At 60.6% G+C, this 25410-nt stretch carries 19 protein-coding genes; 1 reads left to right on the forward strand and 18 read right to left on the reverse strand.

What is annotated here, in order from left to right:
- Positions 1-184 precede the first annotated feature (184 nt).
- The 18 genes from SLT36_RS32145 to traA form a co-directional block, all read right to left on the reverse strand.
- Positions 185-1390 carry a xanthine dehydrogenase family Fe-S subunit gene (locus SLT36_RS32145; RefSeq protein WP_432289405.1) on the reverse strand — a complete coding sequence of 402 codons (1206 nt, stop codon included), beginning with the start codon at positions 1388-1390 and terminating at the stop codon, positions 185-187.
- A complete protein-coding gene (locus tag SLT36_RS32150; RefSeq protein WP_432289407.1) occupies positions 1387-2226 on the reverse strand; it encodes an FAD binding domain-containing protein in 840 nt (279 codons plus the stop codon). The genes SLT36_RS32145 and SLT36_RS32150 overlap by 4 nt, the downstream gene beginning before the upstream one ends.
- Complete coding sequence (locus SLT36_RS32155) at positions 2223-4586, reverse strand: xanthine dehydrogenase family protein molybdopterin-binding subunit (RefSeq protein WP_432289409.1); 2364 nt, start codon at positions 4584-4586, stop codon at positions 2223-2225. Before SLT36_RS32155 ends, SLT36_RS32150 begins: the two co-directional genes overlap by 4 nt.
- A 175-nt stretch (positions 4587-4761) precedes the next feature.
- A complete protein-coding gene (locus SLT36_RS32160; RefSeq protein ID WP_184770873.1) occupies positions 4762-6231 on the reverse strand; it encodes an NAD(P)(+) transhydrogenase (Re/Si-specific) subunit beta in 1470 nt (489 codons plus the stop codon).
- Between the two features lie 13 nt (positions 6232-6244).
- Complete coding sequence (locus tag SLT36_RS32165) at positions 6245-7816, reverse strand: Re/Si-specific NAD(P)(+) transhydrogenase subunit alpha (protein WP_432289410.1); 1572 nt, start codon at positions 7814-7816, stop codon at positions 6245-6247.
- Between the two features lie 348 nt (positions 7817-8164).
- Positions 8165-9448, reverse strand: coding sequence for an ArgE/DapE family deacylase (locus SLT36_RS32170; RefSeq protein WP_432289412.1), 1284 nt, complete (start codon positions 9446-9448; stop codon positions 8165-8167).
- A gap of 85 nt (positions 9449-9533) precedes the next feature.
- Positions 9534-10517 carry an LLM class flavin-dependent oxidoreductase gene (locus SLT36_RS32175; RefSeq protein WP_192568693.1) on the reverse strand — a complete coding sequence of 328 codons (984 nt, stop codon included), beginning with the start codon at positions 10515-10517 and terminating at the stop codon, positions 9534-9536.
- Positions 10518-10536: 19 nt separating this feature from the next.
- A complete protein-coding gene (locus SLT36_RS32180; protein ID WP_432289414.1) occupies positions 10537-11307 on the reverse strand; it encodes a CoA-transferase subunit beta in 771 nt (256 codons plus the stop codon).
- Complete coding sequence (locus tag SLT36_RS32185) at positions 11300-12265, reverse strand: CoA transferase subunit A (protein ID WP_184770882.1); 966 nt, start codon at positions 12263-12265, stop codon at positions 11300-11302. Before SLT36_RS32185 ends, SLT36_RS32180 begins: the two co-directional genes overlap by 8 nt.
- 39 nt (positions 12266-12304) lie before the next feature.
- Complete coding sequence (locus tag SLT36_RS32190) at positions 12305-13807, reverse strand: pyridoxal-phosphate dependent enzyme (RefSeq protein ID WP_432289416.1); 1503 nt, start codon at positions 13805-13807, stop codon at positions 12305-12307.
- A 125-nt stretch (positions 13808-13932) separates the two neighbouring features.
- Complete coding sequence (gene cofH / locus SLT36_RS32195; protein WP_432289418.1) at positions 13933-16356, reverse strand: 5-amino-6-(D-ribitylamino)uracil--L-tyrosine 4-hydroxyphenyl transferase CofH; 2424 nt, start codon at positions 16354-16356, stop codon at positions 13933-13935.
- Positions 16353-17054, reverse strand: coding sequence for a 2-phospho-L-lactate guanylyltransferase (cofC, locus tag SLT36_RS32200; RefSeq protein ID WP_432289419.1), 702 nt, complete (start codon positions 17052-17054; stop codon positions 16353-16355). Before cofC ends, cofH begins: the two co-directional genes overlap by 4 nt.
- Positions 17055-17059: 5 nt before the next feature.
- Entirely contained in the window at positions 17060-18037 is a 978-nt protein-coding gene (cofD, locus tag SLT36_RS32205; protein WP_432289421.1) for a 2-phospho-L-lactate transferase, read from the reverse strand.
- On the reverse strand, positions 18034-18801 hold the full coding sequence (gene cofE, locus SLT36_RS32210; protein ID WP_432289423.1) for a coenzyme F420-0:L-glutamate ligase: 768 nt from the start codon (positions 18799-18801) through the stop codon (positions 18034-18036). Before cofE ends, cofD begins: the two co-directional genes overlap by 4 nt.
- A gap of 6 nt (positions 18802-18807) precedes the next feature.
- Positions 18808-19473, reverse strand: a complete 666-nt coding sequence (gene npdG, locus SLT36_RS32215; protein ID WP_192568698.1) for an NADPH-dependent F420 reductase — start codon at positions 19471-19473, stop codon at positions 18808-18810.
- Between the two features lie 396 nt (positions 19474-19869).
- Entirely contained in the window at positions 19870-21105 is a 1236-nt protein-coding gene (locus SLT36_RS32220; protein WP_432289425.1) for a conjugal transfer protein TraB, read from the reverse strand.
- Positions 21026-21556, reverse strand: a complete 531-nt coding sequence (gene traF / locus SLT36_RS32225; protein ID WP_432289692.1) for a conjugative transfer signal peptidase TraF — start codon at positions 21554-21556, stop codon at positions 21026-21028. Before traF ends, SLT36_RS32220 begins: the two co-directional genes overlap by 80 nt.
- A complete protein-coding gene (traA, locus tag SLT36_RS32230) occupies positions 21553-24855 on the reverse strand; it encodes a Ti-type conjugative transfer relaxase TraA (protein WP_432289427.1) in 3303 nt (1100 codons plus the stop codon). Before traA ends, traF begins: the two co-directional genes overlap by 4 nt.
- A 140-nt stretch (positions 24856-24995) precedes the next feature.
- Between traA and traC the strand changes: the two genes are divergently transcribed.
- Entirely contained in the window at positions 24996-25406 is a 411-nt protein-coding gene (gene traC, locus SLT36_RS32235) for a conjugal transfer protein TraC (protein WP_432289429.1), read from the forward strand.
- The last annotated feature ends 4 nt before the right edge of the window (positions 25407-25410 follow it).

A 25410-nucleotide genomic window follows, 5' to 3' on the forward strand; every position in this document is an offset into this window, starting at 1 on the left:
TGTGCAAGGGGCGCGAAATGGACCAAGCCGGGCCGGCTGCACCAGTAGAGCGTTTCCGCTTTTCTTCGAAGCGCGGAAACTCTCTATCTTCTTGTTTTTGCGCAATTCCGGACTGAAAACCGCTGCGCACTTTTCCTGGAATTGCTCTAAATTTCGGTCGACGACGATCTGACAGCTTGGCGGCTTACCGGCGCCGGAACACGCTGGCGAAGAGCGCTTTTATCCGGCCGATGATCACCGATGTGAACAGCGAGCCAGCGTCAAACTCGGCAGCGACGGCAGGCGCTGCGCCCTCGCCGGCTGCAAGCTTGGCTTCCAGATTCTGAACAAAGGCAGCGATCAATCGGTTGGCAATGTCTTGCACCAGCCCGGATCGGCTGAATTGCGCCAGCATTCCGGTCAGTGTGAACCCAACCGTCACGTCAACTCGGGTCTGCCCAGGTCTATCGCCCTGTTTGACAGCATAGCCGATCAGGCCGCGCGTTGCCGAATTGCTGCGCTGGTCCTTGCCGGTGCCGCTAATGGTGCCGGTGCGTGTGGCATCGTCACAACTGACGTCCGCAACACCCTGAAATTCAGCGCTGATGGGGCCAACCTTGACCTTGATGCGCCCCTCGGCATGTCCATCGACAGGTTCGCCATTGAGTGACGCGCCGGGAAGGCAAGTCGCCACCTCGCCGATGCGTCCGAAGAACTCCCACACCTGATCCACCGGGTGCTCGACCGTGAAGCTTTGCACAAACGTCGTCTGTGGCGTCCAGTTCGCATCAGCGCGCGCCGGTGCAGCTGCCACAGAGGCAGCAGCCTTTGTCGGCGAGGTCTCGCGTGGCTTTGCAGCTCCATTGGCGGCAACGGCGCTGGAATGGCCGGAACCCGCCGGTCCGAGCACCTTGCGGTTGCCGTCGGCAATGGCACCTGCACCGCGTTTGCGTCGTGCCTCAATGACGCTTTGAACGGCTCGAACGATGCCGACATACCCCGTGCAGCGGCAAAGGTTCCCGCTCATGGCAACGCGGATGTCATGCTCGCTCGGGCTCTCCATCCTCAGCACGACGTCGCGTGCCGAGACCATCATCCCTGGTGTGCAATAGCCGCACTGAAGGGCGTGTTCCCGTTTGAAGGCTGCCCGCAGTTCGGTAGCGATCTCGTCGTCGTCCAGACCTTCAATCGTCGTGACGTGGGCATGTTCGCACGTCACTGCAAATGTAATGCAGGACCGGGTCGGCACGCCATCGACGAGAAGCGTGCACGCGCCGCAGACGCCATGCTCGCAGCCAATGTGGGTTCCGGTCAGATTGTGGCAGTCGCGAAGATAGTCGGCGAGATGCGTCCGAGGTTCTGCCGTTGCTGAAAGTTGCTTGCCGTTAACGGTGAGATTGATTGTTGTCATGCTGGGTATGCTCGCTCGATGGCGCGTCGCAAGGCGACGACATGGGTCTGACGATCGATCTGATCGACCATGCCAGAGGCTTCCAGGAGTTTTGCCGTGGCGTTGGCGTCAAAGCCTTTTGCAGGTTTGTCGCCTCGTCCATCACCAATGAAGGCGGTAGCAGCAGCCACAACGATCGGCTTGCTTTCTGTCGCGCCGATAACGGCCCGGCTTGCACCCCTCTCCGGATCATGGAGAAACGCCCCGATCGCGTGTGCGAATTCGCCCGTCTTGCGGCAACTCTTGTAATAGCCCCAGCGGGCGCCCTTTCCGAGCTTGGGGACACTGACCGAAACCAGGATCTCGCCGGGACGCAGATCCGCCTCGAGCGCGCCAAGCATATAGTCCTCAACCGACATTGTGCGACTACCAGCGGGGCCCGCGACCGTTACCGAAGCGCCAATGGCGGACAGGATGGAAATCCAGTCGGCAGACGGGTCGGCATGTGTCAGACTTCCGCCGATGGTGCCGCGGTTGCGGACAGCTCGGTAGGCAATGCCGCTGGCGACAGACGGCAGCGCACCGTGGGCGACGTCGGGCACGCGCAGATCCTCGAAATCCGCATGCGTCACGCAGGCGCCGACGACAATCCGGTCGCCTTGATCGGTAACGGCTTTGAGTTCGCCAATGCCAGTGATGTCGACGACCAGGTCTGGTTGCACAAGACGCATATTGAGCATCGGACCAAGCGATTGCCCGCCGGCCATGACCTTTACAGTACGGCTCTCATCGCCGATGAGCGCGATGGCACCAGCGACGTCCTTGGGACGAGCGTAGTCGAAATTGACCGGTTTCACGCTACGGCTCCCTGCAGTTGCCGGGCTGGCTGGTTGTGCTGCGATCGCTGGATAGCCTCCAGGACACGGCGCGGCGTGATGGGTGATCGAAGTAGCTCAACGCCATAACCTCTTAGCGCATCGTTGACAGCATTGCTGATTGCGGCAGGAGGCGCGATAGCTCCGCCTTCCCCGATGCCCTTGACCCCGAATTCGGTATAGGGCGCGAGCGTTTCCATGTGATCAAGTCGCGGAGCAGGCACCTCGGTCGGCCCCGGCAACAGGTAGTCCGCAAAAGTCGACGCCAGCGGCTGCCCGGACGCGTCGAAATTCATTTCTTCGTAAAGAGCAGTGCCGATGCCCTGGGCCAGCCCGCCGTAGATCTGGCCATCGACCACCATCGGATTGATCAGCTTGCCGCCATCCTCGACAATGACATAGTCGAGGATCTCGATGTCACCCATTTCAGGATCGACGGCGACGACCACCGCGTGGGCAGCGTAACTAAAGGTGCCGGAATCGCGCTGCGGCTTGTAGCCGATGGTCACTTCCAACCCGCGCGGATCGACGCCGGCCGGCAGGTCCTGGGGTCGACGATACCAGGTGTGGGCGATCTCCTCGATGGTGACGCTGCCATTGGCGCCATGGACCTGCCCGCCAGACAATTCCAAAGAGTCAACTTCTGTTTGCAGAAGGTGCGCTCCGATCTTTTTGATCAGGCCCGCCAACTCACGCGACGCCGTAGCCACTGCTCCACCCGACATCACAGCACAGCGAGAGCCCCAGCTGCCGGTCGAATAAGGCGTGTATTCCGTGTCGCCATGCACCAATTTGATCTTGCTGGTGTCGATGCCGAGGATTTCATGCGCGACCTGTGGCAGGGTGGTTTCCATGCTCTGGCCGTGCGAATGCGCCCCGATCCGGAGTTCAAGTCCGCCATCGGGTGTCATGCGCGCGGTCGCTTGCTCATGGCCCGGCACCATCGGAATGCCCCAGCCAGCATAGACGGATGTGCCGTGGGCTCCCTGCTCGCAATAGACCGAGTGCCCGACACCAATCAGCCGGCCGTCTGCCTCCCCCTTCTTCTGACGCACGCGGATCGATGGCAGATCAATGGCCGCAATGGCCCTGTCGAGCGCTTCAGGATAGTTGCCGCTGTCGAAGTGCTTCTTGGTGATGTTGTCGAAAGGCATCTGTTCGGGACGAACCAGATTGCGCCGGCGTACTTCATGAGGTTCGAGCTCGCATTCGCGCGCAATGGCGTCGATGATCAACTCCATTGCCGAGCAGACGCCGGTACGTGCCACACCCCGGTAAGGCAGGATCGGGCATTTGTTGGTCGCAATCGACCACGTATGGCAGCGGTAAGATGGAAAATCGTAGGGCCCGGGCAGGATCGAGGCAACCTGGGCAGCTTCCAGGCATGCCGAGAACGGATAAGAAGAATAAGCGCCAGAGTCGACTGTCGCCTCGCAGTCGATACCACGCAATTTGCCATCGCGATCGGCGTAACCAGTGATGCGGTAGTGGTGCTCTCGACAATTGGTGCCGGCAGTCAGATTCTCGCGGCGATCCTCCAGCCATCGAACCGGATGGCCGCACCGCATCGCATACCACCCCAGACAGATGTCCTCGGGCAGCAAGATCCCTTTGTAGCCAAACCCGCCGCCAACATCCGGCGATATGATGCGGATCTGAACCTGGTCGAGACCCAGGCATTCGGCAAGGCCGTTGCGCACGATGTGCGGCATCTGGCTCCCGGTATAGAGCACGAGATGCTCCATCCGGCTGTCCCAATAGGCAACCGTGCCCCGGCCTTCCATCGGCGACATGTTCTGCCTGGCGGTCGAAATTTCGCGTGTCACCTTGACGGGAGCGTCGAGTGCCGCCGCGAAATTTACGTCGACGAAAGTCTCGAGAAAGACATTGTCGCCCCAATGCTCATGCAACAGGGCCGAGCCGGGTTCGCGGGCTTTCAGCATGTCGTGGACTGCTGGCAATTCCTCGAGGTCGACATCGACCTGTGCAGCGATGTCTTCGGCCGCAGCCCTTGTGTCGGCTACACACATGGCAAGCAGCTCGCCCACCTGCCGGACCTTGTCATGCGCCAGAATGGGCTGCTCTGAGGCCTTGAAGCCTTGCAAGCCCGAAACCGCAACGATCGGTTTCACCCCTTTCAAGTCAGCCGGCAGCACGACCTGGCCACGGATGGCCTCATGGGCTGAGACCGAGCGAATGTTGGCGTGCGCCAGAGGAGACCGTACGAACGCAACGTCCTTCATGCCGGCAAGCCGTATGTCTCCGACATACTGGCCGCGTCCTCGCAAGAAACGATCGTCCTCTTTACGAAGCAATGACGCGCCGACGCCTTGTTCGGTCATGCTGATGTCTCTCCCATTTTGTCTGGTTGGCGCCTATCCTGATAGGACAGACGCCAGCCAATTCAAACCAGATCGTATCATACTATTAATAAGATGATAGTATCAATTTAAACGCAGGGCCTCACGGTGTCGACCCGTCACGTTGTTGCGTCATCAAGACTGTACCGTATGGGGTTCAGCCAAGCATCGGCAGCAGCTGGTCGATGGATTTTTTAGCGTCGCCATAAAACATCCGCGTGTTCTCCTTGAAGAACAGTGGGTTCTCGATGCCGGAGTAGCCGGTCCCCTGGCCGCGCTTGGAAACGAAGACGGTCTTCGCCTTCCAGACCTCCAGCACCGGCATGCCGGCGATGGGGCTGCCTGGATCGTCCTGTGCGGCCGGATTGACGATATCGTTGGAGCCGATGACGATAACGACGTCGGTGCTCGGAAAATCCTCGTTGATCTCGTCCATTTCCAAAACGATGTCGTAAGGCACCTTGGCTTCCGCGAGCAGCACGTTCATGTGACCCGGCAAGCGACCGGCGACAGGATGGATGGCAAAGCGCACCTTTTTGCCGGCAGCGCGCAGCTTGCGGGTCAGCTCGCTGACAGATTGCTGGGCCTGGCTCACCGCCATGCCGTAGCCTGGCACGATGATCACGCTTTCGGCTTCGTTGAGTGCCGCAGCCACGCCGTCGCTGTCGATGGCGAGCTGTTCACCCTCGATTTGCATGGTCAACTGCTGCGGCCCACCGAAGCCGCCAAGGATCACCGAAATGAAACTGCGGTTCATCGCCTTGCACATGATGTAAGAAAGGATCGCACCGGAAGAGCCGACCAACGCGCCCGTCACGATGAGCAGATCGTTGCCCAAGGTGAAGCCGATGGCCGCAGCCGCCCAGCCGGAATAGCTGTTCAGCATGGAGACGACCACAGGCATGTCGGCGCCGCCGATGCCCATGATCAGGTGCCAGCCGATAAATCCGGCAACCAGCGAAACAAGCACGAGTTGGGCGAAGCTCGATCCCAGAATGCCGTCGGCGCCCAGAATGCCGACACCCATGCAGTAGGCAACACCGAACGCCAGGCAGATAAGAGCCGCAGCGGCGTTCAAAGCATGGCCGCCGGGATATTTCTTGGCCTTCCCGTCGATCTTCCCGGCGAGCTTCCCGAACGCGACAATCGAACCGGTGAAAGTGACCGCCCCGATGAAGATGCCAAGGAATACTTCGATCTTGAGCACCGCGATTTCCGCTGGTGATTTGTGCGCCAGGACTGCCGCAAAGCCAGTGAAAGTCTCGGTCGCCCCAGACGCCTTTGCCGCCAACACATCCATCAGCGTGATCTCGGCATTGATGCCGATGAACACTGCGGCAAGGCCGACAAAGGAGTGAAGGGCTGCGACCAGCTGTGGCATTTCCGTCATCTGCACGCGGTTGGCCACATACCAGCCAGCCAACGCTCCGAAGGCGATCATAACCGCGGTGATATGCCAGTTGACCGGGCCGGCGGCGAATAGAGTGGCAAGTACGGCGAGCGCCATGCCGACAATGCCGTACCAGACGGCCCGTTTGGCGCTTTCCTGCCCTGACAACCCGCCGAGCGACAGGATGAACAAGATGGCGGCAACGACATAGGTTGCGGTCGTGAGTCCGATTTCCATGTCGGTTTTCCCCTTACGATTTCTGGAACATGGCGAGCATTCGCCGGGTGACGAGGAAGCCGCCGACGACGTTGATCGTGGCGATCAGCACGGAAACGGCAGACAGGGCGACAACCCACTGGGAGCCAAGTCCGATCTGCAGCAACGCGCCCAGAATGATGATACCGGAGATCGCGTTGGTGACAGCCATCAGCGGCGTGTGGAGCGAATGGCTGACGTTCCAGATCACCTGGAAGCCGACAAAGCAGGCAAGCACGAAAACGATGAAGTGGCCGAGGAAACTTGGCGGCGCGAACAGGCCGATGATCAGCATCAGTACCGCGCCAATGCCGAGCAGCGCGAACTGCGAGCGGGTCTGCGCCCGGGAATCCGCCAGTTCCTTGGCGCGCTTTGCCTCGACTGTGAGTTCCTTTGTCTTTTCCTTGGGTTTCTGCGCCGCAATGGCGGCAATCTTGGGCGGTGGCGGCGGGAAGGTGATCGACCCGCCATGCGCGACGGTTGCGCCACGGATGACGTCATCTTCCATATTGTGTTTGATGACGCCGTCCTTGCCGGGCGTGAGATCGGTCAGGAAATGACGGATGTTGTTCGCATAGAGTTCCGACGCCTGCGCGCCCATGCGACTTGGGAAATCGGTATAGCCAACGACAGTGACGCCGTTGTCGGTGACGATCTTTTCGTTGGGCACGGTCAGATCGCAGTTGCCACCACGCTCAGCTGCCAGGTCGATGATCACCGAGCCCGTCTTCATCGCGGCCACCATATCGGCGGTCCAGAGTTTTGGCGCATCGCGGCCGGGGATCAACGCGGTTGTGATGACGACGTCGACATCCGGAGCTTGAGAACGAAACAGTTCAAGCTGCTTGGCGCGGAACTCCGGGGATGACGGCGCCGCATAACCGCCCGTGGCAGCCCCGTCCTGGATGTCGGAAAAATCGAGGAACAGGAACTCACCGCCCATCGATTCGATCTGCTCGGCCACCTCCGGGCGCACGTCGAAAGCCCGCACGATCGCACCGAGGCCACGTGCCGCTCCGATTGCCGCAAGCCCCGCCACGCCGGCACCAATCACCAGGACCTTGGCCGGCGGCACCTTGCCGGCGGCCGTGATCTGACCGGTGAAGAAACGGCCAAAGTTGTTGGCCGCTTCGATCACCGCGCGATAGCCGGCAATGTTGGCCATTGAAGACAGCGCATCCATCTTCTGCGCGCGGCTGATGCGTGGAACCATGTCCATGGCGACCGCCGTGACGGCCTGCTTTTCCGCAAGTTTCAGCAGTGCCGCGTTTTGACCCGGATAGAAGAAGGAAATCAGCGTTTGGCCGATCTTCAGCCGCTTGAGTTCCACCTCGGTCGGCTGACGCACCTTGACCACGACGTCGACGGCCTTGACGAGATCGGCTGCCGACTTCTCGATTGCTACGCCGGCCTTGATGTAATCAGCGTCGCTGAAGCCTGACGCCTTGCCTGCGCCGGCTTCCATGAAGACCTTATGACCGAGTTTCGCCAGATGCACCGCCGACGACGGCGTTACCGCCACGCGCGTCTCTCCCGCAAACGTCTCTTTTAATGCGCCGACCTTCATGGTGCCATAACTCCTCCGGCGCCTTTCCCGGCGCGTGATTGGTCAATTGTTGCGAAGCGCATAGGTGTATCTCCGATACAGCGAAGCTGGATTTGAGCCGCCAGCTTGAACTGGCTGAACAGTTCAGGCGGAGCATCGTCGTCATACACTCGAGTTTGGTGGCCAAGCCGAGCTTGACAGGACCGTGCGTCAGGCTCTTCGCAAAGTCAATCTATTTATAGTAAGATAGAATGAATTTTGACGAGCACTATGAAAGATGGGCATGCATGTGAAAGACGGTATGCATTGTGAAAAAGGGGCCTTGCGGCCCCTTTGACGGAAATCGTGGATAGGTAACGACCTACGGCTTCAGGACTTCGCCAAGGGCGCCGCGTTGCACCAGTCATAAATGGAAAGTGCCATGACTTTGATGGACGCAATGTAGTCGTCGATCGACACATACTCGTCATTGGCGTGCATGATGGCGGTCGAGCCAGGGCCGAAGATCACCGTGGGTGTATGACCATAGCTGTTGAGGAAGCGGGTATCGGCAGCACCCTGGCGTCCGCTTATGGTCGGCTCCTTGCCGGTGATTTCCGTATAGTTGCGGGAAACGGTTTGCACGATGGCATGGTCCCGCGGGATTTCGGAGGCCTCGGCATCGTAGCCGACGAACCGCACCTGAGGGGGGTGGTCCTTCATCCACGGATCCTTGGCCGCCGCCTCGGCGATCTTCTTCACCAGGCTTTGCTTGACCCCTTCGTGATCTTCTCCGGGCACCGTGCCGATCGAGCCCTTGAGAAGTGCCGTCGCCGGGAAGGCGCTCGGATAGTTGCCGGCCTGGAACGAACCGATGATGCACGGCAAGGAATCGATTGCACTCGGATAAAGCGGATGTTTGACCGTTGCGACGCGCTCGTCTTCCATCTCCTGCACCGCAGCGACGATCTTCTGACCGAGCGTGATGCCGCTGACGCCGAGATAGCGCTGCTGGATGCCCGCCGGTTTGCCCTGAATTTCGATCTCGAACCAGATGCGCCCGATGCATGCGGGCTGCACATGCAGGTCGCTGGTCTCGCCCGAGATGCCAGCGTCGGCCGAGTAGCCGCGGATGACAGTGTCGAGCGTCCCATGACCGCTGACTTCCTCATCGATCACGATGTTGATCAGCACATCGCCCTTGAGATCGATGCCGAGCTCCTTGAGATACTGCACGGCCAGGATGTGGCTGGCGACACCGCTCTTCATGTCGCAGGATCCGCGGCCGTAGATGCGGCCATTCTCGATTTTCGCCGACCACGGATTGTCGCTCCACCCCTCGCCGTTGCCGACGGGAATAACGTCGGTGTGGCCATTGAGCAGCAGCGAGCGCCCGCCGCCAGAACCCTTCGCGCTCGCAACGATGTTGGGCCGCCCTTCATAGCCGCGCGCGACGGGTCGGTAGCCGGGATGCTTCTTGAGCTCTTGCCAGTCGGTGTCCCAGATGTCGACATCGAGGCCGATCGTATTCAGGTATCCGTGAAGAAACGCCTGGATTGCCGCCTCGTCGCCGGTGACGCTGGGGATCGAAACCATCTTCTGCAGGAAGCGCACCGCTTCGTCTTTTGAGGCGTCAACTTTGTCCAATATTCGTTTGCGGTTTGGGTCAGTCATTTCAATCTCCCGATAAGGCGGCGTGTCGTTCGCAAAAAAGAGATCCGTCCTGCCCGCGGTGAGCGCAAACAGGACGGAGTTGGGGTCAAAGAGCCTTCAGGCGGGGGATGATTTCACGCGCGATGGTTTCGATCTGCTTCATCTCGTATTTGTAGGGAACGAAGATGATCTTCTGGACGCCGGCATCGATGTGAGCCTTGAGCTGCTCGACGCAGTCGTCGACCGAGCCCATGATCGCGCTCTCGCGGGTGCAGTCGCTGTGTTCAGGGAAATCCCATTCCTTGTTGAGCCAATCCATCATGTCTTCGCGGACGGCTTCCTTCGAAGCGCCGACCATGATCGGCAGCTGCGAGGCGCTCATCACGGAGTTCGGGTCCTTGCCCGCTTCCTTGGCGAAGCCGAGGACCTTGTCCCACGACTTCTTGAAATCCTCGGCACGGTAGAAATAGGTGAGCCAGCCGTCGCCGGTGGTTCCTGCGCGCTTGAGTGCCGCATCCGCATAGCCGCCGATGAGGATCGGAAGGTGCGACTGTGCCGGCTTGGGGTACATCACGGCTTTCGACATGTTGTACTCGAGCTGGACGCCGGTTTCCGGATCCGCAATGCTGTATTTCCCGGTCACGCGGTCCTCGGTCCAGAGCCGGCGCATGATCTCGAGGTTCTGGTCCATGATCTTGCCGCGCTTGGAGAAAGGCAGGCTCATCGCATCGAATTCGCGTTTGTACCAACCGGCCGCCATGCCCATGATCATGCGTCCGTTGGACAGCTGATCCATGGATGACAGCTGCTTGGCGAGAGCCACGGGATTGCGCAGTGGCAGTACGAGGATGCCCGTACCCATGCGGATCTTGGTCGTCCTTGCCGCGATCCCGGTGAGTGCGGTCAGCGAGTCGATGATCGGGAAGTTGGGGTCGACGCCAAGCAGCATGTGGTCCCAGACCCACACGGAGTCGTAACCGAGTTCCTCGACGCGCACGCCGTATTCCACGAGCTTGCGGGCGTCGGGCATGTTCGGATAGGCCACGAAATTGCGCGCGGCGATGCCGAAAGTCTTTGTAATCAGTGTCATGGTTCTTCCTCCGGGAAAATCAGGCAGTGAAAAGCCGCTCGGGATCGAGCTGTCGCAGGATTTGCAGTTCACGGGTGGTTGGCGGCTCGGTGAGGTGAAGATTCTCGTCGAATTCGAGTTCGAAGCCGGTGTTGTCCTGCACTTCCTCGCGGGAAACGCCGGGATTAAGTGCCAGCACGCGCATTCGACGGGTGGTCTTGTCGAAACCGAAGATCGCGAGTTCGGTAATCACGCGGAACATTCCGCCAGCAGGTAGACCGCTTTCGCGTCTGGAGTTGCCGCCCCGGATGAAGCCAGGGCTGGTGATGAAGTCGACCTTCTCGACGAAGCGCCGCTTCTCGTGCTTCATCGCAACGATCATGTTGGTGAGGCTCGAGATGTCATTGCCGCCACCCGTGCCAGGCAGGCGCGTCTTCGGTGCGGCCGGATCGCCGATGAAGGACGAATTGAGATTGCCGAACTGGTCGATCTGGGCCCCACCCATGAAACCGATGTCGACATAACCGCGCTGCAGAAGCAGCAGAACGTCGGCGCTGCCGAGCACCATGTTGGCGCGCTTGGTGCAGCGCTGATCGTTGGTCGATGGTGGCAGTTTTCCCGCCTCCACGAAGGCGCCGACAACGCCTCCTTCAAACAGGATGGTCAGGCCTGGGCAGCGCAGTTGCTGGGCAAGAGTTGCCGCCAGCAACGGTGTTCCGACACCGGCGAAGACCACCTGGCCATCCTTGAGCTGGCGCGACGCCAGGATCGCGAGAATTTCAGAGGCGGTGTAGTTGCGGGCTTCAGTCATTGTAGATGCTCCTGCCGCGCTGACTTGCTTCGAGAAGCTCTTCAAGCCCAATCAACTCCAGGTATTCGTTCCAGTTTTTCGGCCCGTAGAAGTACTTCTCAAGGTACTCCTGCATCCCCTTTACCGGATCGGCATTGACCTGCTTCACGTAGGCGTCCATATGCTTGAGCATTGGTTCATAGATGCCGAAGCATTCATGCGGGGCCGCGCCGTAAGGAACCTCGACGACAGCATCCACACAGAGGAAGGCGATCTTCGTCTGATCGGGGTGACGGCGGATCTGGTCATTCGACACGATGCGCTCGGTGGTCAGGATGACCTTGTTGGCTGCAAGCGCGAGGTCGATGTCCATGAATTGCAGGCCATCGATCTGGGCGTTGCCGTAGGCGTCGCAGCGCTGAACGTGGATGAGCGCAACATCAGGGTTGAGCGCCGGCACAAGCAGAAGCCTTTCGCCCGTGAATGGGCAATCGATGGGCTTTGCCTCTGGTCGCTGCCGCATCACGTCCGAGCCGAGCATTGCACGCATTGGCAGGAAGGGAACGCCCATGCCGCCGGCGCGGAACCGCATTCCGACACCCATATGGCTCCACTCTTCGTAGCGCCTGCCTTGCGTTTCGACGTGATGGCGCATCACCTTGGAGAGGCCCCAGAGGATGCCCTGGGCGAACCAACTGGTGATGATGTGGTCCGAAACCCCGGACCCAAAGAGAAGGTCACCGTCGGTCGACACGATGCAGCGCGAACAGGAAAGGTTCTGCCGGCGCTGGCGGATGATCTCCCAGATCAAAGCCATCGGTGTCCGAGACATGGTCGAGCCGCCAATGCCGACCTTCATGCCGTCCTGGACGAGCCCTGCCGCTTCCTCTAGCGACATGACTTTTTCGCGCAGGCTTCGATCACGTGCTGCGAGGTTTTCCCTCAGCCGTGAGTATGGCTCGAGTTGAGCTTCAAGCACTTCGTTTCTCCTTTAGCTCGCCACGGACAGCGTCCGCAGCTAATTCAGGCCGACTTCGGCATTGAATTCGGTGATGAGTTCGTCCCAGGCGAATGCGGCGTCGGCGGCCGCACGCCAAAACGACTGGTCGCGCCGGGCGTCGAAATCGCTCAGCGTCACGCCCTGCTGTTCAACCCAGGTGTAGTAGCCGAGATTGAAAACCCTGCGCCGCTCGCGCGCCGTCATTTCGATCAGGCTGTCAGCAACAGCTTCGTGCAGGCAGCTAGCCAGCAGATGCTCGACATCTGCCTCGGAAACGCCGCCGCTGAATTCACCGCGCCCAATCGCCTCCATCTCGCTCGAATAGAGGCTGGCGCCGTCCGTCGCGATCGTCATGACAACGTCGTGCGGCCCGAAATTCATATGCTTGGCCAGCTTGATCGAGGCGATGATGTTGGCAATGCCCGAGATGCCGATGTCGTCCAGGAAGGATAGCTCTTCGTCTTTCAGGCCAAGGCGATATGCCAGCAGATGCCTGCCTCCGGGGGTGTTGAAGAGATAGTTCAACCGATCCGTCGATCGATCCGAAACACCGACCACGAAATCCAGATTTAGGACATTATGAATCAGGGGCACATGCTTGTCGCCGATGCCCTGGATGTTGTGCTCGCCGTATCCGCTTTCGAGCAGTGTCGGGCATTCCAAAGCTTCGACGGCGGCGATCCGCGTCCCGTAAGACTGTTTGAGCTTGTCGCCGGCTGCAATCGTCCCTGCTGACCCCGTTGCCGAGACGAACGCAGCCAGCCTTGCCTGGCCGTTCTGGTCCCGGACATCGTCGAAGACCCGCTCGCAGGCAGCACCCGTGCAGGCGAAATGCGCCATATAGTTCGGGAAGGCCGAAAACTGGTTCAGAATGACGTTGTCAGCGCTTTGCGCCAGTTCGTGACATTTGTCGTAGATTTCCTTGACGTTGCTTTCGGTGCCGACAGTGCGAATGATGTGAGACGGATCAGAAGCCCAGCGCTCAAGCCACTCGAAGCGTTCTCGGCTCATGCCTTCGGGCAGGACAGCGACACCATCGCAGCCAAGGATTCGTGATACCGCAAGGCCGCCGCGACAGTAGTTGCCCGTCGACGGCCAGACCGCCCGATGCCGGCGCGGATCAAAACGTCCCGAGACGAAATAGGTCACCAGCCCGGCGTAAGCCGGCAGCACCTTATGTGCACCGATCATCGGAAAGCGGGCGCCGAGCAACACCACTATCGGTGCCTCGACCCCAGTCAGACTGCGCGGCAATACGACATGGGCAGGCACCGCTTGCTGCCCTCGCCGGTCGTCCGAATTGAACCAGTTCACACGCCACAGGTTCAAAGGATCTGGCGCGTCAGGGTCAACCGACTGCAAGCGGTCAAGGATGGATGGCGGAATTGGCGCCGACCCAGCAAGCTGGGAGAAGGTTGGCAATACAACGCCACGGCTGCGCGCGCATTCGACGGCGGACCTGCGAATGTCGCCATCAACCACTTCAACCTTATCGAGAAGGCCGCCTCCAGCTGCAGGCATTTCCGTCATCTCCTTGTAGAGTCTGGCTGTCGCGCAATCATTAAGTCGTATTATCATCCTAATGTTAGTATGACTAGCCTATAGCAAAAGATTTCCACGTGCGAAATCAGCTCGCAATAGGGCTGTCAGCCAGCGCAGACCGGTTCGCGTGCAGAGGTGCTTTCAGAGGCAGTTCGCGCAGCGGCAGCGGCAAAGGCCCGTTCGCGCGAGACTGCGGGGGCATCGCCGTAAACAGTGTTGCGCATCCTCGGCTGGCGGCCCGCTTTGCGGATGATGGCCTCCATGTGCTGAGGGGTCATCTCCTGGCCATGGCTGGCGCCGGCGGACCTTGAGATGCTTTCGTCCATCAAGGTTCCACCGAGATCGTTCACGCCGGCGTTCAGGCAGTGCCGCACGCCCTCCTGCCCAAGCTTCACCCATGACGCCTGGATGTTGGTGATGTGCGGATGCAGTGTCAGACGCGCTACGGCGTGCATAAGGATGGCTTCGCGGAAGGTCGGCCCTGGACGCGACCGGCGCTTGAGATAGATCGGCGCCTCCATGTGAACGAATGGCAGCGGCACGAATTCGGTGAACCCGCCCGTTTCCATCTGCAGGTCACGAACCCTGATGAGATGGCGCGCCCAGTGTTCGTAACCCTCGATATGGCCGAACATGATCGTTGCCGTCGTGCGGAAGCCGAGTTTGTGGGCAGCGCGCATGACGTCGAGCCATTCCTGCGTGTTGATCTTGTCCGCACACAAGGTCGCCCGCACCTCGTCATCAAGGATTTCGGCTGCCGTACCCGGCAATGTGCTCAGACCGGCCGCCTTCAGCTGCGCGAGAAAATCGGAAACCGACATGCCAAGTGTCTTTGCGCCCTGCCAGACTTCCAGCGGCGAAAACGCATGCATGTGCATGTTCGGAACCGCCTCTTTCACCGCCTGGCAGATCTCGAGATATTTCGCGCCCGTATAGGACGGATGGATACCTCCCTGCATGCAGACTTCAGTCGCGCCGCGCTCCCAGGCACCGCGCACACGCGCTGCGACCTCACTCATGTCGAGATCGTAGGGGCGGCCGCGCAGGTTCTCGCTGAGCTTGCCCTTCGAAAAGGCGCAGAACTGGCATTTGAAGTAGCAGATGTTGGTGTAGTTGATGTTGCGGCACACGACATAGCTGACGGTGTCGCCGTTGACCCGCCGGCGCAGAGCGTCGGCCGCTCGACAAACAGCGGCGAAATCGCCACCCCGTGCCCGGAACAAAGTGACGATGTCGTTTTCAGTGAGCATCGTCCCCTCGGCCGCCTTGTCCAGGACGGCACGCACTCTCCCACCGACACTGTTCGGAGCTGCGCTGAGCAGAAACGCTTCGGTTGCGGGGATGGGATCGGAGCGGCCTGGGCACCAGTCATCGCTGCGTGGCCAGCCCTCGGCGTCGATCCGGTTGTAGAGAGGAAAGCGCAGATCCGCATCGACCCATTCCAGGGGTTTTCTGGCAAAGGAGGGATAGATCGCCAACCGTTCGACCAGGTCCTTGCCTGCCATTGAGGTCACGTCAGAGAGTTCGACGAGTTGCGGCCACGGTGCTTCAGGATTGACGTGATCCGGCGTGACCGGCGAAACCCCTCCCCAATCGTTGATGCCTGCGTGAACGATCTGCTCCAGCGCGCCTGGGCTAAGATTGGGAGGGGCCTGGATGTTCATCGCTGGCTCGAACAACAGCCGCGCGACGGCAATTGTCCAAAGATGATCCTCAAGCGCCGGCGCTTCGATGTCCGCCATTCTGGTTCCAGCCTTGGGGCGGAAATTCTGGATGATGATTTCCTGGATGTGGCCGAACTCATCGTTAAGGTCTCGCAGTGCCAGCAACGAGTCGATGCGCTCGGCCCGCGTCTCGCCTATGCCGATCAGAATGCCCGTCGTGAACGGAACCTTCTTTTCGCCGGCACGGCGGATGGTGTCCAATCGCGCCGCAGGTGCCTTGTCGGGGGAGCCGTGATGGGCGCCGCCCTTCTCGCACAGCCGTTTCGATACACTCTCCAGCATGATTCCTTGCGAGATCGAGACGGACCGCAGGGCCGCGAGGTCCTCGCTCGTCAGCAAACCTGGATTGATGTGCGGAAGAAGTCCGGTCTCCTTGAGGACGACCGAAGCCATTTCGGCAAGATAAGAAATGGTCGTCTCGTGCCCGAGTGCCTTCAGTTCCTCGCGCGCAACGCGATAGCGCAGCTCCGGCTTGTCGCCGAGCGTGAACAGCGCCTCCTTGCAGCCCGCCTTCTTGCCGGCTTCGGCGATCGCCAAAACCTCGTCGCGGGTCAGGAATGCCCGCTGCCCCTTGCGCGGCGGATGCGCGAATGTGCAGTAGTGGCAGACGTCTCGGCAGAGTTGGGTCAGCGGAATGAACACCTTGCGGGAATACGAGACCTGATCGCCGTGAGCCCAGTCTCGACGATGGCGCGCAGCAGACAGCAGCGGCTGGAGATCATTGATCTCGACCAGGTTCAGCGCCTCTTCGCGGTTTAGTCTCCGTTCAGGCGCGAAGTCGTTGAGAAGCGCAGCGTGGTTCATGGCGACAGAGGCTCCTGGGTAGGGCCGGGGCAAGCAGGGGGAACATCTTTCCCAAGGCGCGCGAGCAGCCGGCGTGTCTGAATTGCTGGTCCATCCGTGTCCGACCAGAGATCGGCGGGCACATCGATATCGTGTCCGGCTCCTTCGAGGGGGAGCACGACAACTTCCAGGCCCATCGCCCGGGCTATCGCAAGGTGGCGCCTGAAGCTGTGCAGCCCGAAGGAGGGGTCCATGACGTGGGGCGGAGAGAACCCGAGCAGGTTTGTTCCGCCATCACGGTTTGCCGGTGTGATCACGACGTTACAGTCGGCGAGCGCCGACAGGGCCAGTTCGATCTCCTGGGCACTCAGAAAGGGGATGTCGCCTGGGATGACCAAGACACCGGCATGGCCCTCGGCTGCGAGTGCCCTTTGCCCACGCCTTACCGCATTGTTGATGCCGGCATCATCGAGGTCGTCAATGACTACGGCGTTGTAGTCGTTTGCTATTGAAGCGACGGCGGTGTCGGAAGTGATGACCGCAATCCCCCCCAGCTGAGGGACCTTGGAGAGCACATCGAGCACATCGCGCAACATTGCTTCCGCAAGGCAATTCCGCTCGCCTGTCGTCAGATGCGGAGCCAGGCGGGATTTTGCCCAGCCCAATCGTTTGACAGGAACGAGAGCGCATATCTTCGAAGCTGCAGCAATCGTCGCCATCAGTATCAGCCTCCGAATTGCCGCTGCGGGGTCGACACGAGGTGGCGCGCAAAATCGAGCGCCTCGCCTGCGAGCCGAACGCGATCTTCATCAGTGTTCATCAGCGACGAAGCCGTACGAACCGCGCAGCCGGCGATTTCGCGTTCCTGTTCATCGCTGTGGTCGATGATCAGTCCATCGATCAGGTCGAGATAGTGCTCGGCGATTGCCTTCGACGTCCTGGGCACGCCAAGCTCGGTCATGATCTTGTCCGTCGGCCCCTTGACGGCCTTGCCGCCTATGATGGGCGACACTACGACCACGGGTGCGCTCGACTTCTTGATGGCCGCGCGGACGCCCGGCACCGACAGGATAGGATCGATGCTGAGAAAAGGATTTGACGGGCAAACAATGATCGCCGTCAGTTGCGGATCGCCCAGAGCGGACAGAACCTCAGATGAGGCGCGCGCTCGCACCGAACGTTCGAAATGAATGCTGTCAATGCGCGGGGCGCAACGCCGTTCTACGAAATAGCGTTGGAACGGCAGCACTCCCTCCGATGTCACCACGGCGGTGCTGATTCGGTCGTCACTCATCGGCAGAACCTGCGCGGCAATCCCGAAATGTGCTGCGAAACTGCTGGTGATGGCGGAAAGCGTCTCGCCGGTCCTCAAACGCCGCGTTCGTTCGACGTGGATGGCAAGATCTCGATCGCCGAGCTGAAACCAGGTCTCGCCGCCGAGTGTCGACAGCGCCTTCATGAAATTCCAGCTCTCGTCCTGCCGGCCCCAGCCGAGTTCGCGATTGGCGAGGCCCGACAAAGTATAGAGAACGGTGTCGATGTCGGGGGAGACTTTCAGGCCGAGGTGCTCGAAATCATCGCCTGTATTGACGATCAGCGTGAGATCGTTGCCGAGAAGCCGTTCGAGACCGAACGCGAGCTTGGCACCTCCGACACCGCCACACAGGGCAACCACCCGACCCGTTGATTTGGAAGCGCTCATCGGAACATGTCCCTCTCGCGGGAGCGGATCAATGATGCCGCCGGCCGCGTGGGCGCGGTCGGCCGATATCCGCGAATAAGAACCACCGGCAAGCCTTCGTTGGCTTGCCCCATCATCAGCGAGGCTGCCGAGGCGATCTCGTCTGCGACAGCGATCTCGGTCACCTTCAGTGTTCGGCCGAACAGGTCCTCGGCGCCGACCCGATCAACCAGCGCCGGCATTCCTGCAGCTCCGATCGCAACGCCAACCACGCCATTGCGCCATGGGCGGCCAAAGCTGTCGTTGATGACGACGCCGCAAGAGACCCCGAACATCTGATCAAGCCGACCTTTGAGGACAGATGCAGAGCCATCGGGATCGCGCGGGAGCAACAGGACGCGGCTGCCATTGGCATGCTCGATGTTGGATTCATCGATGCCGGCATTCGCCATGACGAAGCCAAGCTTATGAGCAACCACGATAACGTGCGGCCCGACCTTGACGACCTCCTCGGCCTCGCGCAGCACCACTTCGACGTGGCGCGGATCCTTGCCGACTTGTGCGGCGATGTCGCGGGCACGTTGCGACGGCTCGACGCTATCAAGTTCGACGTAGAGACCGTCTGCCTTGGAGACGACTTTCTGCGCCACCACGACGATGTCATCGTCCATCAGACCTAGCCCACACTTGCGCAGGGCCTCTTCGATCAGGCCGGCGAGATCGTCCCCGGGAGCGATCAGGGGCAATCCAGGTATTGCATGAAGCGAGAGCGAGACGGATGCCATGGCAGTTTACGCAGCGTTTGCGTCCTCAAGTCCGGTGATTGCGATGCCGGCACCGGGAACTTTGTATTGACGGTTGATCCAGATCAGGACCGATGTGAGCGCTTCGGCCGCGGCCGAGTTTGCGAGAACGCCACCACCGACACCACGGTTGGCGACGGCGCCTGCGAGTTCAATGACCTGATTGCGGGCCTCTTTGTCGTCACTGAACACCAGAACGTCGCACTCGGCTCGTCCGCCCTTGTGCAGTTTGGCCGCACCAACATTGTGAAAGGCGGAGACAACGCGGACCCCCTCCCCCAGCAGTCCCTGGGCGATCTGGGCCGCGGAACCAGCGCTGGGAAGCTGTACGGTGGAGACTTTCGGAGGCACCAGCGGCACAGCCGCGTCAACGACGATCTTGCCCTGAACGACGTCCTTGATTTCGGCGATCGTTGCGTCATGGCTTGCGAATGGCACGGCCAGCACGACTACGTCAGCCAGCCTGGCGGCGCCAACGTTGTCTTCACCGACAATGCCTGCGCCAAGTTCGGATGCGAGAGCAACTGCTTTGTCACGGCTACGCGAACCGATCACGACTTTGTAGCCGGCGGCAGCCCAGGCCTTCGCCAAGCCGGAACCGAGGTCTCCAGTTCCACCAATGATTCCGATTACAGGCTTGGACGAGTCGGACATCGTTCCTCACATTTGAAGTTGGAGAGCAGGATTGCGCTCTGTTGGGCCAAGCCATTTGCATGCTGGCAATGTGATGAACATACTATCAATAGTAAGATAATACAAGTTGGATTTGCGCACTCATCCGACGCATCACGCGGCCTGCCATTTTGGCCAATTGTAAGAGCCTTCTCGCCATTCACACCTTGCCGCCTCTCTTGCACACTGAGATCTGGAGGCCCGACTGCATCAAGCGCCGATGCACGCTTATCCCGGCCCCCGCTGGCCTAATTCGCAGTTACGGACTACTCTTTCTTTGGCATAATATATTGATTTTATTATTGTATTTCAGCCAACATACATTCAGCGAAACGTCCGTGAATAGATTTGGGAAGATGCATAAGGCTGCTGCAGCGATCAAAGATTAAAGGCGGTGATAAGGGGAACGTCGAATAGCCGGGCCCAGGAAGCGGCGCTGGCCCTCTGAATGGCGACGATTGACGTGCCACCCGTCCACCAGCCATTGCCGGTGGCGACGACAATCTCGGGCGCATAAATCATGGACTGTAGGACGGGCCAGAGGATGAGCTGCTCGTAGCAGATAAGCGACGCAATCCGATAACCGCCCAGCTCGACCGCAGGATTGGCGAAGAAGTTCCCCCGCGCTCCGCCGCCTTGGTCGGTCCATGCAAGCCAGGGCTGCCACATGGAGACCGGAAGAGGCATGCGCTGGCGATAGAGGACGCGCGCCCCGTCGGCCGAAATCGCAACCATGACATTGTCGTAAGCTTGCGCATCGACAATTGCCGCTCCGGCGATGACAGAGACATCGCTTCCTTCCAGCCCCCCGCGCCAAAGCTTCTCCAAGGTAGGGGTCCAGAAGCCGAGCGCGCTTTCGGGAAGAACGATGACACGATTTGCCTCACCCGCTTCCTGCCGAACCATTGCGATCAGGTCACGGTGATGGTCGAGCGAGCCGTCTCGCCCCAAGCTTTGTCCCAGTTCGAGATCGACGCCCTTCCACCCATTCGGTGGGGCGGGAGGCGTCCATGTTGCGGCGGACGATAACCAGAATGCCCCCAGGACGATGGCCGCAGCTGGCCAGAATCGCGATGTCATCATCGCCATGCCGGCGGCGGCCCCGGTGAGGCCCCACCATCCCCACCCCGGAAACAGAACGCCCGCCGCGGTCAACGGATGTGCCCAGCCAATGATACCGAAGGGCGGCAGTCCCAAAAGCACCGCCGCCGCCAGATAGCGCAGCGACCTCGCATTCCCCCGCTGCCCAGTCCACATCGCCGTATGCACGCCGACGAAAGAGAGCGATGCGACGATCCAAAGCAACAGACCAGGCCAAAGGTCGGATGCGTAATAGGTGGCAACGCCCTGCGGCAACCCACGGGAGGCTGCGAGGAAATATCCTAGCGATACCAGAGCCGCGATCAGGTGGGATGGCGACCAGGTCCATAGAGCTGGAAAGGCGAAAGCAAGCGGCAAGCTCAACGGATCGCCGCTCCAGGCAACGCAGCCGACTAAAGCGGCAGTCGCTGTCAGCGTGATGCCGCGGACATAATCAGGGACGAAAGGTGAAGACCGGGCGAGCCCGACCGAGAAGGCCGGTGGCGGGGATCGGCCCGAAATATCGGGAGTCATATGAGCTCTCTGAGGATGAGTGCAGGAACAGGTAGCCAGGCGGCACGGTGCCTCCGGAAAAGGGGACAATCACTCTGCCCTGACCGTCCCTGTGATGGATGCGCGAGGCAGCAAGCGGCCTGCCATCGATGCTGACATCGTCGCCGATCCAGACGCGCTGGCCGGCAACAGCCACGATGGTCTTGAGTAGCGGGGCCAGCCCACCGGGACAAAGTCCGCTACGGAGATAGCCCCGACCGAACGCCTGCATGAACATGTAGGTCGCAGGAGGGCAAATGAAGACTGTATCGCCAACGGCCACGGAGTGTTCCGTCGGCTCGATGCGCCAAAGGCCGATTGCCGCGCTCGATGTGAGGTTGAGCCTGTAGCCGCCAATCCAGCCGATCATGGCAAGTATTGTAGCGCCTGCGGCAGCAATGCCGAGAACGCCTACGATGCGCCAGTGTCTCATAGCTTCCATGCCAAGCCCTCGCGCTGTGCCAGTCGCAACTGCTCGGTCTCCTTCAATGTCAGCACTGTGCGCTCATGGGCAGCGATCTGCTGGGCCGCGCGCATCACCGGCCAGGCCTGACGGAGCTTCTCGCGCTCGAGAGGTCGAAGACCCTCGGCGGCCTTGTCGAAGAGAGAGCCCGAGGCCTCCCGGGCTGCGTGGGTAAGCAACGTCCGCTCGTCGAAGCGTTCAGCAATGGCACGGTTGAAGCCGTCGATCTCCAGCCTCACCTCGCGATTGTCGCGGATATGGACGAGAGCAGCTGGCAGATCGCTGCGGTCGATCGCCTCGCGGATCGTTTCCAGCACTGACCTAGCGGCCGGCGACAGCGCCGGGATGTCGATCGACAGTCGGTGACGATGTGCCTGCTCCTCCTTTTCGATCCTCTCGGCAGCAACCTGGCGCAGCTTGAGATAACGCTCGATGTCGCGCTTCAGTGCCGGCACATTGACCTCGGCAACATGGCGCGCCTCCTTGTCAGCTTTTGACGCGAGAAGACCCGTCCGCCCTTTCAATGCTCCGAGCGATGCCGGCTCGCTGACGAGCTGAGCAAGTGTGTGTTGCGCGACCCTTTGGTCGGTGAGAAGCGCATTGAATTCCATTGCCCGGAAAGCGGCCTCCGGATCGGCAAAGACGTAGCGGAAGCGTGTGGACATCTCCTCCCACTGCTTGGCAAGGGCCGGATCGGCGAGAAGCCTTTCCTCGACGACATCAGCCAGCGACCTGGCAAACAGCGTAACACCGGCGACCATCGGTTCGGCCCTGTTGCGGATTTGCATTGTCGGGCTTTGCAACAGGCCAAGGCGCGCGCCGTGGACACGGAACCGTTGCGCCAGATCGGCAAGCCGCTCCTTCTGGCGCAGCACCCAGTCGAGCCGGTCGCGAACGAGCGTACGGGCAACACGCGATATGTGCAGCCCACGGTTCGCGGCAAAGCGCAGTGACTGCCGGTAGAGTGTGCCACGCTCGTAATCGAGCGTGGTTTCCTTGGCGTTCGTTCGCGACAGAATCATCTTGAGCCCGCCTGACTTTGCGAAGGAACGACGCCCGTAATAGAGTGCCATGTCCTCCCGGTGGCGGGTCATTGCGACATAGGTCAGATGCCGATCCAGCGACAGCGAAGCCAGCACCTTGACCCGGTCGACGGTCGCGCCCTGAGACTTGTGGATCGTGGTCGCATAACCATGATCGATGTTGGGGTAGAAGCGCTGCTCGACCGTGACCAGCCGGCGATGCTCACCCTCACCGATGGCCGCAACGATCCGGTTTGGTGCCGCCTCGACGACACGCCCGATCATGCCGTTCTTCACCCCGAGCGAAGTCTCGTTTTTGAGGAAGACGATCTGGTCGCCAGCATCGAACCGGCGAAGACCGTCATCAGTGCGGAAGGCATGTCCCACACCGACGATCCCGCGCTCGACGAGCTTCTCACGCGCCAGGCTGTTGAGCTCGCGCACGTCACGCCGAAGATGGGCCAGGATGAGTGTAGTCTTGGTCGGATCGTAGTCACTGTTCCAGTCGGCGATCAGATTGGCGATCGCCTGTGCCTTGAGCTCTGATCCGCGCACTCTGCCATGCTCGCTATAAACCCCGAGCGCCTGTGCGACGCGGCCACGCGCCAGATCAAGAGAGGCGGCCCGCATCCATTTTTCACGCTGGCGGTAGATGGTCTCGAGTTCAGCGTAGCCGATGCGGTCAACGATGGCCCGAAACGCAGCCCCTGCTTCAATCGGCTGGAGCTGTTCGGGATCACCAACCAGCACCAGCTTTGCGCCGGCCAGGGTTGCTGCTTCGACGACAAGTGCCATCTGCTTCGAGGCCACCATGCCCGCCTCGTCGACAACAAACACCGTGCTTTTGTCGAGCAGGTCCCTGCCCTGTTTCCAGCGCAGCTCCCACGACGAAAGCGTGCGGCTGACGATGCCTGCTTCCTTCTCGAGGCCCTCCGCTGCCTTGCCGGCAAGGGCAGCACCGACAACACGATAACCCGCCAGTTCCCAGGCCTCGCGTGCTGCCTTCATCATCGTGGTCTTGCCTGCACCGGCACGACCGACGACAGCTGCAGTGCGTGCCTCGTCCACCACATGTTCGATGGCGACACGCTGCTCCTGCGACAGCTGCGAATGACGCGCCAAGACACTGTCCAGCACCTTCTGCCGGACGCCATGTGATGTGCGCTGTGACAGCCACAGCGATTGCTTCGCCATCTTCGCTTCGACGCGGATCAGCTCACGCGTCGTGTAGCGGGAACGGACCTTCGCTCCCGTCGCAAGGTCGATGCCTTCGCGCTCGATACGCAACGCCTCCGGGCTCTGCAGAATGCGTACCATCAGCTGCTGGAACGTGTCGGCATCGTCGACATAACGATGCAGGATCTTTGCGATGTCGCGTTCATCGAAGACGCTTTTCTCCGAAGAGACGATATCGAGCACGATCTCGGGCCGCTTCAGGATCCCGTTCGCATTCTCCTTGCGCCTCGCCTCGAGCAGCTCGATCCGCTCGAGCGACATCTCATGGCCTTCACGCGCTGACTTTCGCTGGATCGCCTTGGCGCCAACACCGATATGGGTGGTTGGCACGAGGTCGATGCCACGCTCGGCATAAGAGCGACCATCGACACGGAGATCGATCCCGCCAAGTGCCAGATGCTGGTTCTGGATCTCGAACCAGGCATCGCGCAGGGCCGTGAACTCGTCGATCCCGCCGGCCCAAAGCTCATAGACAATCTTGCCGGTCTTGGTGCGCAGCACCTCGCCATTCTCACCAATGACAGCAACCTTCTTGGACCCAAACCCGTCCTCGGTCAGCGGCCGCAGGGTCATCATCAGATGGACATGCGGATTGCCAGGCGCATCATGATAGACCCAGTCCGCAACCATGCCCCTGGCGAGGATGTGTCGCTCGACGAAATCACGGACGAGCGCGATGTTCTGCTCGGCTGACAACTCCAGCGGCAAGGCGATTGTGATGTCTTTGGCAAGCTGGGCATCCGAGCGTTTCTCGAAGGCCTCGACCTTGTTCCAGAAGGCTTCCGAAGCACCTGCCACCGAGCGGTCGGCAATCAGGCTGCGCAGCCATTGCGGTGCATCTATTGGCACCGAAAACGCCTCATGGAGTAGCCCCTGCTTGCGTGTGTAATCCACCGAGCGCGCTTCGCGTTCGTACTCCATCTTGGCGCAATGCCGATAGGCGGCCGACAGCACCACGCTGCGGCCGTCACCGCGGCTGACAATGCTGACGGAGAAATGCGGGACAGCCACGGCAGAGATTACTCCTGGACAGCGAACGGATACTCATGCGTTCGTCAGGAGCGGCTGCTGGGCAGGCCGTTGAGCAAGGCGTCGCGTCAGCGACGTATAATTGCGCCCTTGGACCGCTCCTTCGGAACGGCCGGATCATCTTGCATCGCGTCGGCTTCGCCGACTGCGCAATAAACGGGGATGTGCTGCGCATCCTCCCCGTTGATCCTGACCTGGCGTTTCGCTCAATCCAGACAAGGGAAGAGGCTACCGGAATGAAAAGGCTATCATCGAAGATCAGGGACGAGATCGCCCGCCTGCAGGAGCAACTACGGCAAGCTGAAACGCGCGAGGCTGAGCGCATCGGGAGGATAGCACTTAAGGCCGGGCTCGGTGAGATCGACATCGAAGATGGCGAGTTGCTTGCGAGGTTCGAGGAATTGGCCGGCCGGTTTCGCCACGGCAACGAAAAGCCGTCCAAGAAACCGGAAGATGGGGCTGGCAGGTCAGATCGCCCATCAGCCGCCAAGGTCACGGCTGTCCCGGCTGCGGGCGGCGGCGGCGAGGCTTGAACGC

The organism is Aminobacter sp. BA135, assembly GCF_050859125.1.
Lineage (GTDB): Bacteria > Pseudomonadota > Alphaproteobacteria > Rhizobiales > Rhizobiaceae > Aminobacter > Aminobacter ciceronei.

Coding starts and splice junctions, on each gene's coding strand:
- SLT36_RS32220 (WP_432289425.1), bottom strand. CDS start 21,105: ATGACTCCCGATATTTCGGGCCGATCCCCGCCACCGGCCTTCTCGGTC.
- traF (WP_432289692.1), bottom strand. CDS start 21,556: ATGAGACACTGGCGCATCGTAGGCGTTCTCGGCATTGCTGCCGCAGGC.
- cofH (WP_432289418.1), bottom strand. CDS start 16,356: ATGAACCACGCTGCGCTTCTCAACGACTTCGCGCCTGAACGGAGACTA.
- SLT36_RS32180 (WP_432289414.1), bottom strand. CDS start 11,307: ATGACTGAAGCCCGCAACTACACCGCCTCTGAAATTCTCGCGATCCTG.
- SLT36_RS32155 (WP_432289409.1), bottom strand. CDS start 4,586: ATGACCGAACAAGGCGTCGGCGCGTCATTGCTTCGTAAAGAGGACGAT.
- SLT36_RS32160 (WP_184770873.1), bottom strand. CDS start 6,231: ATGGAAATCGGACTCACGACCGCAACCTATGTCGTTGCCGCCATCTTG.
- SLT36_RS32165 (WP_432289410.1), bottom strand. CDS start 7,816: ATGAAGGTCGGCGCATTAAAAGAGACGTTTGCGGGAGAGACGCGCGTG.
- SLT36_RS32190 (WP_432289416.1), bottom strand. CDS start 13,807: ATGCCTGCAGCTGGAGGCGGCCTTCTCGATAAGGTTGAAGTGGTTGAT.
- cofE (WP_432289423.1), bottom strand. CDS start 18,801: ATGGCATCCGTCTCGCTCTCGCTTCATGCAATACCTGGATTGCCCCTG.
- npdG (WP_192568698.1), bottom strand. CDS start 19,473: ATGTCCGACTCGTCCAAGCCTGTAATCGGAATCATTGGTGGAACTGGA.
- cofC (WP_432289419.1), bottom strand. CDS start 17,054: ATGGCGACGATTGCTGCAGCTTCGAAGATATGCGCTCTCGTTCCTGTC.
- SLT36_RS32175 (WP_192568693.1), bottom strand. CDS start 10,517: ATGACACTGATTACAAAGACTTTCGGCATCGCCGCGCGCAATTTCGTG.
- cofD (WP_432289421.1), bottom strand. CDS start 18,037: ATGAGCGCTTCCAAATCAACGGGTCGGGTGGTTGCCCTGTGTGGCGGT.
- SLT36_RS32145 (WP_432289405.1), bottom strand. CDS start 1,390: ATGACAACAATCAATCTCACCGTTAACGGCAAGCAACTTTCAGCAACG.
- SLT36_RS32170 (WP_432289412.1), bottom strand. CDS start 9,448: ATGACTGACCCAAACCGCAAACGAATATTGGACAAAGTTGACGCCTCA.